The 12,727-nt window shown below is 63.4% G+C and carries 13 protein-coding genes; 9 read left to right on the forward strand and 4 right to left on the reverse strand.

Annotation, left to right across the window (positions count from 1 at the left end; genetic code table 11):
- Nucleotides 1-126: 126 nt before the first annotated feature.
- A complete protein-coding gene (gene purD / locus EN859_RS25675; protein ID WP_127855259.1) occupies nucleotides 127-1,410 on the forward strand; it encodes a phosphoribosylamine--glycine ligase in 1,284 nt (427 codons plus the stop codon).
- A 29-nt stretch (nucleotides 1,411-1,439) separates the two neighbouring features.
- Here purD and EN859_RS25680 read toward each other — a convergent pair whose 3' ends face one another.
- Both EN859_RS25680 and EN859_RS25685 read right to left on the reverse strand, forming a co-directional pair.
- Nucleotides 1,440-2,534, reverse strand: a complete 1,095-nt coding sequence (locus EN859_RS25680) for a glycoside hydrolase family 25 protein (protein WP_189502241.1) — start codon at nucleotides 2,532-2,534, stop codon at nucleotides 1,440-1,442.
- A 223-nt stretch (nucleotides 2,535-2,757) separates the two neighbouring features.
- Nucleotides 2,758-2,994, reverse strand: a complete 237-nt coding sequence (locus EN859_RS25685) for a hypothetical protein (RefSeq protein ID WP_127855257.1) — start codon at nucleotides 2,992-2,994, stop codon at nucleotides 2,758-2,760.
- Nucleotides 2,995-3,197: 203 nt separating this feature from the next.
- Here EN859_RS25685 and EN859_RS25690 point away from each other — a divergent pair, with 203 nt between their 5' ends.
- Nucleotides 3,198-4,967 (forward strand): acyl-CoA dehydrogenase, encoded by a 1,770-nt coding sequence (locus tag EN859_RS25690; RefSeq protein WP_127855256.1) that lies wholly within the window; start codon nucleotides 3,198-3,200, stop codon nucleotides 4,965-4,967.
- A gap of 43 nt (nucleotides 4,968-5,010) precedes the next feature.
- The gene (locus EN859_RS25695; protein ID WP_127855255.1) at nucleotides 5,011-5,763 is read left to right on the forward strand and encodes a crotonase/enoyl-CoA hydratase family protein; all 753 of its coding nucleotides are present in this window, start codon (nucleotides 5,011-5,013) and stop codon (nucleotides 5,761-5,763) included.
- A 180-nt stretch (nucleotides 5,764-5,943) separates the two neighbouring features.
- On the opposite strand, the gene pdxH is transcribed toward EN859_RS25695, so the two are convergent.
- Complete coding sequence (pdxH, locus tag EN859_RS25700; protein WP_127855254.1) at nucleotides 5,944-6,561, reverse strand: pyridoxamine 5'-phosphate oxidase; 618 nt, start codon at nucleotides 6,559-6,561, stop codon at nucleotides 5,944-5,946.
- 41 nt (nucleotides 6,562-6,602) lie between these two features.
- On the opposite strand from pdxH, the gene EN859_RS25705 reads away from it, so the two are divergent.
- The 4 genes from EN859_RS25705 to EN859_RS25720 all read left to right on the forward strand — a co-directional run bounded on the left by EN859_RS25705 (nucleotide 6,603) and on the right by EN859_RS25720 (nucleotide 9,645).
- A complete protein-coding gene (locus EN859_RS25705; protein WP_127855253.1) occupies nucleotides 6,603-7,064 on the forward strand; it encodes an RT0821/Lpp0805 family surface protein in 462 nt (153 codons plus the stop codon).
- Nucleotides 7,065-7,160: 96 nt separating this feature from the next.
- Nucleotides 7,161-8,087: a DnaJ C-terminal domain-containing protein gene (locus tag EN859_RS25710; RefSeq protein ID WP_127855252.1), complete on the forward strand. Its 927-nt coding sequence runs from the start codon at nucleotides 7,161-7,163 to the stop codon at nucleotides 8,085-8,087.
- 107 nt (nucleotides 8,088-8,194) lie between these two features.
- Nucleotides 8,195-9,013, forward strand: coding sequence for an enoyl-ACP reductase FabI (gene fabI, locus EN859_RS25715; RefSeq protein ID WP_127855251.1), 819 nt, complete (start codon nucleotides 8,195-8,197; stop codon nucleotides 9,011-9,013).
- A gap of 44 nt (nucleotides 9,014-9,057) precedes the next feature.
- Entirely contained in the window at nucleotides 9,058-9,645 is a 588-nt protein-coding gene (locus tag EN859_RS25720; RefSeq protein ID WP_127855250.1) for a histidine phosphatase family protein, read from the forward strand.
- A 67-nt stretch (nucleotides 9,646-9,712) separates the two neighbouring features.
- Here the strand turns inward: EN859_RS25720 and EN859_RS25725 are convergent, their stop codons facing one another.
- Entirely contained in the window at nucleotides 9,713-9,967 is a 255-nt protein-coding gene (locus EN859_RS25725; RefSeq protein ID WP_127855364.1) for a DUF1344 domain-containing protein, read from the reverse strand.
- Between the two features lie 261 nt (nucleotides 9,968-10,228).
- On the opposite strand from EN859_RS25725, the gene aroC reads away from it, so the two are divergent.
- Both aroC and ribB read left to right on the forward strand, forming a co-directional pair.
- Nucleotides 10,229-11,329, forward strand: a complete 1,101-nt coding sequence (aroC, locus tag EN859_RS25730) for a chorismate synthase (protein WP_127855249.1) — start codon at nucleotides 10,229-10,231, stop codon at nucleotides 11,327-11,329.
- A 21-nt stretch (nucleotides 11,330-11,350) separates the two neighbouring features.
- Nucleotides 11,351-12,445 carry a 3,4-dihydroxy-2-butanone-4-phosphate synthase gene (gene ribB, locus EN859_RS25735; RefSeq protein ID WP_127855248.1) on the forward strand — a complete coding sequence of 365 codons (1,095 nt, stop codon included), beginning with the start codon at nucleotides 11,351-11,353 and terminating at the stop codon, nucleotides 12,443-12,445.
- The last annotated feature ends 282 nt before the right edge of the window (nucleotides 12,446-12,727 follow it).

Genomic DNA, 12,727 nt, shown 5'->3' on the forward strand with positions numbered 1-12,727 from the left:
CAGCGGCGAACGCCGTCAAGCGTCAACGTTCCCGTGCGCAATTGCTGTCAAAACACCAAAAGTCTTGACCCATTGCCCGAGGCGCAATAGCGCAGTCCTGACCGTGGAACGACAAGGGATATGGGCATGCGTGTTTTGTTGATCGGCTCCGGCGGCCGCGAACATGCCCTGGCCTGGAAGATCACCGCATCGCCGCTGCTGACGAAGCTCTACGCGGCGCCCGGCAATCCGGGTATCGGCCGCGAAGCTGAGCTGGTGACGCTCGACATTGCCGACCACGCCGCGGTGGCCCGGTTCTGCACGGAGAAAAAAATCGACCTCGTCGTGGTCGGGCCGGAAGGGCCGCTTGTCGCCGGTATTGCCGACGATTTGCGGTCCGAGGGCATCCGCGTCTTCGGCCCGTCCAGGGCGGCAGCACGCCTGGAAGGCTCAAAAGGCTTCACCAAGGATCTTTGCGCCAGATACGGTATTCCGACCGCTGCCTATGGCCGCTTCGGCGACCTGGCGTCGGCCAGGGCCTATGTCGAAAAGATGGGTGCGCCGATCGTCATCAAGGCCGATGGCCTGGCCGCCGGCAAGGGCGTCACCGTCGCCATGACGCTGGACGAGGCGCTGGCCGCACTCGATGCCTGTTTCGACGGTTCCTTTGGGCGGGCCGGCGCGGAGGTGGTGGTCGAGGAGTTTCTCACCGGCGAGGAGGCGAGTTTCTTCTGCCTGTGCGACGGTACCACAGCGCTGCCGTTCGGCACCGCGCAGGACCACAAGCGCGTCGGCGACGGCGATGTAGGCCCGAACACCGGCGGCATGGGTGCCTATTCGCCGGCGCCAGTGATGACGCCTGACATGGTCGAGCGCACCATGCGCGAGATCGTCGAGCCGACCATGCGCGGCATGGCCGAAACAGGCGCGCCGTTTTCCGGCATACTTTTTGCCGGGCTGATGATCACCGACAAGGGGCCGAAGCTGATCGAATACAACACCCGTTTCGGCGACCCGGAATGCCAGGTGCTGATGATGCGGCTGAAGGACGATCTCCTGGTCCTGCTCAATGCTGCTGCCGACGGCCAGCTGGCGCACATGTCGGTGCGCTGGCGCGACGAGGCGGCACTCACCGTGGTGATGGCGGCCAGGGGTTATCCCGGCACGCCGGAGAAGGGCTCGGTCATCCGGGGTGTAGAAGAGGCGTCAGCCGACGGCGCCCAGATCTTTCATGCCGGCACCGCCATCAACAGTGGTGCGCTGGTCGCCAATGGCGGCCGGGTGCTTAACGTCACGGCGACCGGCAGCACGGTCGGCGAGGCGCAGAGACGGGCCTATGCCGCGCTTGACCGGATCGACTGGCCGGACGGATTCTGCCGCCGCGATATCGGCTGGCAGGCGGTGGCGCGGGAGAATGCCGGCGTCAGGTAAATCTCGACGCGCTGACGGAGAGGCCAGCGTTAACGACGGCTGCGGTCGAGCTCGGTTGAGGCGGTGCTGAGAGGGTCGGCTCCGGCGTCAGGAAAAGATGTCGAGCGCTCCTCGCTCCGCTTCCAGGCTACGTATTCGACAATCCCGCGTGGGCGCGGCACTGTCTTCACCACGGGCATACGGAAGCCGTCGCGAAACCTGGCCCAGCGTGCACTGAGCACCGCGACCATTTCGCCGAAGGTCGGCGGCGTCGCTACGCTGGCGTAGGTGATGGTGACATTGCCGGCGAGGCCGGCCTCGCGTGAGACGGGCACGGGTATGGAAGCGAGGTAGTCCGGCGGCACGTCGATCAGGCCGCCAAACGACCATTGTTCGCGCAGCTCTGTTGCATTCATCGGGGCGACATTGACATCGATGTCGTTGGGTGTGCCGGCGACCCGGTACGGGCAGCGGAACCTGCCGCAATTGGCTCGCGCCGAGAATTGCCACAACGCGTAGCCTTGCCAGTTGCCCATCGGAAAATGGACGTCGATGTCCGGCTTGTAGCGCGCGTACCAGAGCGGCAGCCGCGACAGCAACCGGTATTTGTATCTGTTGTCGGCGATGTGCCGGGCGGTCGTGCCGTTGGTGTAGAGCACCGGGAAGCGGCCGAGCCGCCTACGCACTTGGCGGACGAATTCCTCGGCGTCCTCCAGCGACATCCATTGCGTCGGATCGTCATCCTCGATGTCGAGGGCAAGCAACTCATCCGATCCAGGTTCGGCGAAATCGATGAAGTGGTTGGCCTGCTCGACCGGGTTGCCGGGGCGGGCGAGATGATAGGCGCCCCATTTCAGGCCGAGCGCCTTGGCCACCACCTTGCGCGTCTGGAACAACTCGCGCGTCACCGCATGGCGCTTCCAAAGCGCCTTGCAAAGCCGAACCTCGGTCTCGTCGCCGAAACAGAAGTAGGGCGGCGGCAGGCCGTCGGAGGCCTTGTTGATAAAGCCGGCGATGCGCTTGTCGGTGGCGAGTTGCGCCCAATCGATGGAATTGTATTCGTAAGCGTCGATCACCAGCGCCCGGTCGGCATTCTTCCACGGCTCGGAGAAATCCGAGGCCTGTGCCGCCGGCGCCAGCACCATCGCCACCGCGAGAAGCGCTGCGCGGCGAAAAGAGTGCGCCGGCTTTTTCAAACAGGGAGTCCCCGTTGACCAGAGTCTATCCTGAACCGCCATGGTTAAGGAAATGCTTTTACAGCCTGGCCGTGGGTATTACGGATTTTGTCAAAGCCGGCAGGCAGGTGCGGGGCGGCGCCATCGCACGGAAGGGGAGTTCAAACTTGCCTTATGATGGTTCTGATCGCCGTCATCGGCGAATGAGGGGCTGGATTTCGAACGGGTCGGGCGCCGGCGACTGCGGCAGCGTTCCGTCAGCGGCGCGTTTGCGATGATGGGCCAGCGAGCATTGCGGCGAGCACAGCACACCGCGATCCGACCAATAGGCGGCGCCGTTCTCGAACTTGCCCTGATGGTACCAGAAACCTGCCGCCCGATAGGGCAGGCCGCATTCGATGCAGCGATAGGCGTCAGGTCTGGCAAGCATGGGCGGTTCCGATCCGCTGTTTGGTCTGCCGGTCGAATATTGTCCGGCATTGCAGAATTTAGCGCGCGCCAACGCAATTGCAAAATCTGCGTGACAAATTTTGACGTTTACGTAAAAAGCAGATGGTAAAGCGACCCAAGGCGGATGGTTTTGCGCCTGCACGGGCCCTAGGTTGAATTGCGAACTGAGGAGGAGCAAGCGGCATGTATCGAGCACCGGTCGAGGATATCGCCTTCACGCTGAAGCACGTCGCCGGCCTGAAGTCGGCGCTCGATGCCGGCATATTTGGCGACCTCGGCGAGGATCTTGTCGACGCCATTCTGGCCGAGGCCGGCCGCTTCGCCAGCGAGGAGGTCGCCCCGCTCTACAAGATCGGCGACGAGCAAGGCGCGGTGCTGAACGGCGCCGCCGTCACCACGCCACCCGGCTGGAAGGAACTCTATCGCCGCTGGATCGACGGCGGCTGGAATGCGCTGTGCGCACCGGAGGAATATGACGGCCAGGCCTTGCCGACGATGCTCGGGATGGCCGCGCTCGAAATGTGGAACTCCGCCTCAATGGCCTTCGGCATTGCCCCGACGCTGACCATGGGCGCGGTCGAGGCGCTCGACAAGCACGCCTCTGAGGCGCTCAAGGCCAAGTATCTCGCAAAGCTCGTCTCCGGCGAATGGATGGGCACGATGAACCTGACCGAGCCGCAGGCAGGCTCGGACCTCAATGCCTTGCGCACCCGCTCCGAACCGACCGGCGACGGCAGCTATCGCATCTTCGGGCAGAAGATCTTCATCACCTATGGCGAGCACGATTTCACCGACAACATCATCCATCTGGTGCTGGCGCGGCTCCCCGATGCCCCGCCCGGCACGCGTGGCCTTTCCCTGTTCCTGGTGCCGAAATTCCTGGTCGGCGACGATGGCGCGCTCGGCGCCCGCAACGACGTTTTCTGCTCCGGGCTGGAGCACAAACTGGGCATCCACGCCTCGCCGACCTGCACCATGATTTACGGCGATGGTTTCGAGGGCGTCACACCGGGCGCGATCGGCTGGCTGGTCGGCGAGGAGAACAAGGGCCTGGCCTGCATGTTCACCATGATGAACAACGCCCGGCTTGCCGTCGGTATGCAGGGCGTGGCGGTCGCCGAGTCGGCCACGCAGAAGGCGCTCACTTATGCCAACGACCGCCGCCAAGGCAAGGCGGCAAGCTATGACGGTGCCGGCATGGCGCCGATCGTTCATCACCCCGACGTGCAGCGCAACCTTCTTACCATGAAGGCGCTGACGCAGATTGCGCGCGCCATCAGCTATTCCTGCGCGCACGCCATGGACCGCGCGCGTGTATCCGCAGGCGATGACGCGAAACACTGGCAGGAGCGGGCCAATCTGCTGACGCCGCTGGCCAAGGCCTTTTCCACCGACATCGGCGTCGATGTCGCCTCGCTCGGCTTACAGGTGCATGGCGGCATGGGTTTTATCGAAGAGACGGGCGCGGCAGCGCTTTATCGCGACGCGCGCATTGCGCCCATCTACGAAGGCACCAACGGCATCCAGGCGATCGACCTGGTGGCGCGCAAGCTGCCGCTCGGCGGCGGCGAGCATGTGCACGGCTATATCGCCGAACTGAAAGCCATCGCCGATCAAGTGCGGACCTCGAACTTCGAGGGTTTCGGCCGTACCGCCGATGCAATCGAACAGGCGTTCGATGACCTGATTGAAGCGACGCGCTTCCTGCAAGGATTGTTGGCCGACGGCCGTTCGGACGAGGCGCTGGCCGGCGCCACGCCGTATCTCAGGCTGATCTCGCTTGCGGCGGGCGGCGCCTATCTGGCGCGAGGCGCGCTTGCCGACCAAAGCCGCATCGCACTTTGCCGTTTCTTCGCCGAGAACCTGCTCGGCGAGGCGCGAGCGCTAAAGGACCGCGTCATCGGCGGCGCAGAAAGCCTTGCCGCTGCCGGCAAGGCGCTGATCTCAGCCTGAATCCAACGTTTTCTCAAACCTGACGTTCACAAAGGACCGACCCGTGACAGACCATATCCTCGTCGAGCGCCAGGGCGCCATCCAGATCATCCGCATGAACCGCCCGGACAAGAAGAATGCCTTGACGCGCGCCATGTATGCGAAAATGTCCAAAGCCCTTGCCGAGGGCGACGCCGATCCGGCGATCCGCGTCCATGTCTTCCTTGGTGTTTCAGGCGCCTTCTCCTCCGGCAACGACCTTGCAGATTTCATGGTCGTCGCCACCGGCGGCGAGGGCGGCACCGAGGTCTGGGACTTCCTGATGGCACTGGCCAGGATGGAAAAGCCCATGGTCTCCGGCGTCGACGGCATTGCAGTCGGCATCGGCACCACGCTCAACCTGCATTGCGATTTGACCTTCGCCACGACGCGCACCACGTTCCGGACGCCCTTCGTCGATCTCGGCCTGGTGCCCGAGGCAGGGTCGAGCCTGCTTGCGCCACAGATCTTGGGGCGGCAAGGCGCCTTCGCGCTGCTTGCGCTCGGCGAAGGCTTTTCGGCCGAGCGGGCCAAAGCCGCCGGGCTGATCTACGAGGTTGTCGAGGAAAACGCGCTCGAAGCGTCGGTGCTGGCTGCTGCCGGCCAGATCGCGGCCAAGCCGCCGCAGGCGCTGAAGATCGCGCGCGACCTGATGCGCGGCTCGCGTGAAGAGCTTGTCGCCCGCATCACGCAAGAAAGCGAGCATTTTCGCCAACAACTCAAGTCCGACGAAGCCCGTGCTGCCCTGACCGCCTTCATGACTAGGAAGAAGGTCTGAACGGCGCTCCCCTTACGTCGGCCCGCAGGGCCGGGTGGGGTGAAGGCGGTCTATTTCCTCCCATCTCGGTTCACAACTGGCTCCGCCAAAATTGCTCTTCGACCCTCACCTACTGTTCGCGATGTCCTCGCACACCTGTGCGCAACCCCGTCAAACACCCTCGCGGGGAAGGGTAAGGCACTACGGATAAAGCCTCGTCTTGTCCCAGCCGCCCTCGGCATTGCGGGAAAACAGGACGCGGTCGTGCAACCTGAACGGCCGGTCGTGCCAGAACTCGATCGTCTGCGGCACGATGCGGAAGCCCGACCAGTATTTCGGCCGTGGAATCTCGCCGATGGCATAGCGCGCCGTGTATTCGGCGACGGCTTTTTCCAGCGCGAAACGGCTTTCCAGCGGCCGCGACTGTTTCGAGGCCCAGGCGCCGATGCGGCTGCCGCGCGGACGTGTCGCGTAATAGGCGTCGGCTTCCGCGTCTCTGACGATCTCCACCGGCCCGCGCACGCGCACCTGCCGGCGCAGCGATTTCCAGTGGAAGCACATCGCCGCCTTCATGCTGCCAAGAATCTCGCGGCCCTTGGTGCTCTCGAAATTCGTATAGAAGACAAACCCACTTTCGTCGAACCCCTTGAGCAACACCATCCGCACATCCGGCATGCCGTCGGCATCGACGGTCGCCAGCGCCACGCCGTTGGGGTCGTTGATCTCACTCTTCATGGCGTCGTCGAGCCATGCGGCAAAGAGGCGGAACGGCTCTGCAGACTCGGTAAAGTCACCGCTTGTTAACTCAGTTTCGCTCATAGTTTTCCCAAATTTTGTCGCTGGCTGGGGGAGATTGCCGATTGTCGCGTATCGCGCAAGCTTTTGACAGCGGGCAATGGAACGTTATCGCTTCGGCCAGCGCCAGGTTTGCGGTTGTTGTTATCGCTCTGCCGCTTGCTGCCTGTGGTGCCGGCGGCTTCAGCTTGGAGAAAGCCGAAGTCGACCGTTCGATCCTGACCAGCAGCACGCCAGCTTCCGCCATGCCGATCGATCAGGACAGCGCCTCGGACCAGACCACGATCGGCAACGCCGTGTCTTCCGCCGACATCGAACAACTTCGCGGGCAGGCGGTTCCCTGGGCGAATTCCAGCACCGGTTCGCGTGGGTCCATCACCGAACTGGTGGAATTGAAGGACAACGGCCAGACCTGCCGCCGCTTCACCGCCTCGCGCGAAAGCTTTGACGGCGTCGCGCTGTTCAAGGGCGAGGTATGCCTGGCCGGCGCCGGTGGCTGGCGCATGCAGGACTTCAAAGCGCTTTAGTCCGATTTTTCCGCCCTCTATATGGCTGTGCACCAATGGAATTTCTTCCTATATAGGATGCAACTGTAGACTCACTCTCTCTTGCAGGCAGGAAGCATGCGCGACCCCTATGAGGTGCTGGGCGTTGCCAAAAACGCATCGGCCAAGGACATAAAATCGGCGTACCGCAAACTCGCCAAGCAGTACCATCCGGACCAGAATCCGGATCCCAAGGCGAAGGAGCGGTTTGCCGCAGCTAACCAGGCTTACGAGATCGTCGGCGACGAGAAGAGCCGTGCTGCTTTCGATCGCGGCGAGATCGACGCCGACGGCAAGCCACGTTTCCAGGGCTTCGAGGGTGCCGCAGGCGGTGGCGATCCGTTCGCCGGCTTCCGCCGGCAACAGGCGCCCGGCGGCTCGCATTTCGAATTCCGCACGGGCCGTCCGGGCGGTGATCCGTTCGACGGCAACAGCGATATCTTCAGCCAGATTTTCGGCGATACTTTCTCACAGTCTCGCGGCGCCGGCATGGGCGATCGCCGTCGGGCGCCGACGGGCGCCGACCTCAATGTGACGCTCGACGTCACCATCGAGGAAGCGGCGACAGCGGAGAAGGTGACGGCGATGTTTCCCGATGGCCGCAAGGTCGCTGTCAAGCTGCCGGCCTATGTCGAGGACGGCCAGACCATCCGGCTGAAGGGTCAGGGTGAGCAAGGACCGGGGCTGCCGGGTGACGCGCTGGTCAAGATACGCTTCCGCCGGCATCCGCGCTACCGCATCGAGGGCCGCGACCTGCATGCCGACCTGCCGGTGACGCTGGCCGATGCCGTGCTGGGCGCCAAGGTGGCGGTCGAGACGCCGACCGGCAAGCTTGCGGTCAACGTTCCCGCCTGGTCGAGCTCGGACAAGGTCTTGCGGCTGAAAGGCAGGGGCCTGCCGGAAAAGACCGGCGGTCACGGCGATCTCTACGCCCATGTCCGGCTGATGCTGCCCGAGGGTGGAGACAGCGAACTTGAAGCGCTGATGCGCCGCCGAAAAGGCTGACCGGCCGCTTTTGTCCCCCGAACAGTCTGTTTTGAGCGCTTGAAGGGGCCCTGTGCCTGTGCGATAGGGCTCCCCACAATGCAGAAGATCTTGCGGAGAGCAGTCTGATGGCGGGTGGACAGGGCCTCATGGCCGGCAAGCGCGGCCTTATCCTGGGCGTCGCTAACAATCGATCGATCGCCTACGGCATCGCCAAGTCCTGCGTCGACCACGGCGCCGAGATTGCGCTGACCTATCAGGGCGAGGCGTTCAAGAAGCGCGTCGAGCCGCTGGCGGCGGAGCTCAACGCGCATGTCGCCGGCCATTGCGACGTCACCGACCCGGCCAGCCTCGATGCGGTCTTTGCCGATATCGCCAAGCACTGGGGCAAGCTCGACTTCCTCGTCCACGCCATCGCCTTTTCCGACAAGGACGAACTGACCGGCCGCTATGTCGAGACGACGCGCGACAACTTCCTGCGCACCATGGACATATCGGTGTTTTCCTTCACCACTATCGCCAAGCGCGCCGAGGCGCTGATGACCGACGGCGGCTCGCTGCTGACGCTGACCTATTACGGTGCCGAAAAAGTCATGCCGCACTACAACGTCATGGGTGTCGCCAAGGCGGCGCTCGAAGCCAGCGTTCGCTATCTGGCCGTCGACCTTGGCGCCAAGAAGATCCGCGTCAACGCCATCTCCGCTGGCCCGATCAAGACGCTCGCCGCGTCCGGCATCGGCGACTTCCGCTACATCCTGAAATGGAACGAATACAATTCGCCGCTTAAGCAGACGGTCACGCAAGAGGAAGTCGGTGATTCCGGCGTCTATTTCCTGTCCGACCTGTCGCGCGGCGTCACCGGCGAGGTCCATCATGTCGATTCCGGCTATCATGTCGTCGGCATGAAGGCGGTCGACGCACCGGATATTTCGACCGTCAAGGACTGACAGCCTCCTCTCAAGCCTGCTCTGATCTCCTGCCGGAAGACCTGATGTATCCGATCGTCTACATCGTGCGCCACGGCCAGACGAAATGGAATGCAGAGTACCGGCTGCAGGGCCAGGCCGACATCGATCTCGATGCGCTCGGCCGCGAGCAGGCGACCCGGAACGGGCAACGGCTGACTGAGCTCGTCCGCAATCCCGAAGACTTCGACTTTGTCGCCAGTCCGATGCGGCGCACGCGCCAAACGATGGAGCGCCTTCGCGCGGCGATGAAGCTCGACCCGCATGCCTATCGCACCGAGCCGCGCCTGGTCGAGATGAGCTTCGGCGACTGGCAGGGGTTCACCATTGCCGAGCTCGAGGCCCGGCATCCCGGCTCGACCGGTCAGCGCCGGTTCGACAAATGGGATTTCCAGCCGCCGGGCGAGGGCGCCGAAAGCTACCAGATGCTGCTCGAACGGGTGAAGCCCTGGTTCGACGCGCTGGACCGCCAGACCGTGTGCGTCACCCATGGCGGCGTCATGCGCACCCTGTTCCGCTTCGTGCAAGGCATGCCCAAGCGCGAAGCGGCCAGACTGGACGTGCCGCACGACCGCTTGCTCAGGCTGGAAGGCCGGCGGCTGGAGTGGCTTTAGACCAGCGCACGATCGCGGCCATCCGATCTATCGGAATGGACCAGGCTCTGAAGGTCCGGAAAAGATCTTACTCGGTGTCAGGCAGTTCCATGTCGGTGACGACGTTCTCGCCATTCGTCACGTCGTAGGCGATCACGATATCCATGCCAGGCTTCAGCGCATCGAGATCGGTTTCGGCATTCAGCTTGTAGGACTTGCCGTCGTCCAGCGTCAGCGTCAGCGCGTCCTTGTCGACCTTCTTGATCAGTCCTTCGGTCTGGCCGGCGAAGGCGGCGGTGGAAATCAACAACGTGGCGGCAACAACGCCAATCAGGGTACGCATCATCGTCCTCTTTATCATTGCGCCGGCATGCGGCGGATGTTCAACGGCGGATGAAGCAGAGCAGAAACCAACCGAATGTGTCAAAACTAAATCCGCCGGATCAGAGTTTGACCACTGTGGAAAACGCCAATAGAAGGCAGGACTACAGCGCCGCGCGTCCTCTTGGACGCGCAAAGGACGCTGTAGCACTTTTGATTTTGCGCGTGATCCTTTCCGAAAATCGCTCCGATTTTCGGGGTCACGCCGGGCAGGGTTATTTCCATGTCTCACAACACGTTCGGGCATCTTTTCCGCGTCACCACCTGGGGCGAAAGCCATGGCGCAGCGCTCGGCTGCGTGGTCGACGGCTGTCCGCCCGGCATTCGCTTCACGCGTCAGGAAATCCAGGCCGAGCTCGACAAGCGCCGTCCCGGCCAGTCACGTTTTGTGACGCAGCGTCGCGAACCCGACGAGGTCAAGATCCTGTCCGGCTTCATCCTCGACGAGGACGCCGAGACCATGACCACCACCGGCACGCCGGTGTCGATGCTGATCGAGAACGTCGACCAGCGCTCGAAGGACTATGGCGACATCGCCCGCCAGTACCGGCCGGGGCATGCCGATTACACCTATGACGTCAAATACGGCCTGCGCGATCATCGCGGCGGCGGCCGCTCCTCGGCTCGCGAGACGGCGGCGCGGGTAGCGGCGGGAGCCCTGGCCCGCAAGGTCGTGCCCGGCATGGTAGTGCGCGGCGCGCTGGTCTCGATGGGCGAAAAATCGATCGACCGCGACAACTGGAACTGGAATTTCGTCGGCGACGCCGATAACCCGTTCTTCACCCCCGACCCGGCGTCCGTTGCCATGTTCACCGAATATCTCGACCGCATCCGCAAGGCCGGCTCCTCGGTCGGCGCGGTCATCGAGATCGTCGCCGACGGCGTTCCGGCAGGCCTAGGCGCGCCGATCTACGCCAAGCTCGACCAGGACATCGCCGCCGGCCTGATGTCGATCAACGCCGTCAAGGGCGTCGAGATCGGCAACGGTTTCGAAGCGGCCCGCATCACCGGCGAACAGAATGCCGACGAGATGCGCATCGGCAATGACGGCAAGCCGGTTTTCCTGTCCAACAATGCCGGTGGCATACTGGGCGGCATCTCGACCGGTCAGGCGATTATCGCGCGCTTCGCCGTCAAGCCGACCTCGTCGATCCTGACGCCGCGAAAGTCGATCGACAAGGACGGCAACGACGTCGAGATCATGACCAAGGGCCGCCACGATCCGTGCGTCGGCATCCGTGCCGTGCCGATCGGCGAAGCGATGGTTGCCTGCGCGATTGCCGATCACTATTTGCGTCATCGCGGCCAGACCGGACGCCTCTGACTGTTTAGAAAGCGGGACGACATGCCTTACGACCAGAAAAAGATCGTCGAAGCCCTGCGCGCCTTCGAACGTGGCGAAATCGTCGTCGTCATGGACGACGACGGGCGCGAGAACGAGGGCGACCTGATCGTCGCCGCCGTCCATTGCACGCCGGAAAAAATGGCGTTCATCGTCCGCAACACCTCCGGCATCGTCTGCACGCCGATGCCGCGCGAGGAAGCCAGGCGCCTGAACCTGTCGCCGATGGTCGTCGACAATGACTCGGTCCACACCACCGCCTTCACCGTCAGCGTCGATTTCAAGCACGGCACAACCACCGGCATATCGGCCGAGGACCGCACGCTGACCGTCCGCAACCTCGCCAACGGCAATGTCGGCGCCTCCGATTTCATCCGTCCCGGCCATATCTTTCCGCTGATCGCGCGCGAAGGCGGCGTGCTGATGCGTTCGGGCCATACCGAAGCGGCAGTCGACCTCTGCAAGCTTGCCGACCTGCCGCCGGTCGGCGTCATTTCCGAGCTGGTCAACGATGACGGCACCGTCATGCGCGGCCCGCAGGTGCAGACTTTTGCCGAAAAGAACGGGCTGAAGCAGATTTCGGTGGCCGACCTTATCGCCTACCGGCAGCGCAAGGAAACACTGGTCGAGCGCGTCGCCTGTTCGGACATCGACACGCCTGGTGGCAAGGCGCAGGTCTTCACCTACACGCTGCCCTGGGATTCGATGCACCATGTGGCGATCGTCTTCGGCGACATCCGCGACGGTGAAGAGGTGCCGGTGCGCCTGCACTCCGAGGACGTGGTGAGCGATGTGTTCGGCACCGGCCACAGGCTGGACGCCATCATGAAGGCAATGGGCGAGCGCAAGCGCGGCGTCATCGTCTATCTGCGCGAGGGCTCGGTCGGCGTTGCCCATCAGGAGCGCAAACGGCCGGCAAGTGGCGAGGATCACGAAGAGGCGCTCCGCCGCGAGAACGAATGGCGCGAGATCGGCCTCGGCGCCCAGATCCTCAGGGATCTCGGCATTTCCTCGATCAACCTGATCGCCTCGCGCGAACGTCACTATATCGGCCTGGAAGGTTTCGGCATCCACATCGCCAAGACTGAGATTCTCTAGACGTTATGACCGTGGTCTGAGCGGCGGCCCGTCCTTAGTCTTTGCAGCTGTAAGCAAACGGGGGTTGCTCGGGAATGCCGAGCCGAGCCCCAGCAAAGGAAGGACGAGCCATGGCAGAAGATAAGGATTTTTACGTCGGTGTCGACGTTTCGAAAGCCAAGCACGCGATTGCGATTGCGGAGGGTGGCCGGGAGGGGGAGGTCCGCTATTTCGGCGAGATCGAGGCGACACCGGCGGCGGTGGAACGCTTCGTGCGTAAGCTGGAGCGCAAATATCCGCGCC

Origin of the sequence: Mesorhizobium sp. M00.F.Ca.ET.216.01.1.1 (assembly GCF_004010325.2) — a bacterium.
Classification (GTDB): domain Bacteria; phylum Pseudomonadota; class Alphaproteobacteria; order Rhizobiales; family Rhizobiaceae; genus Mesorhizobium.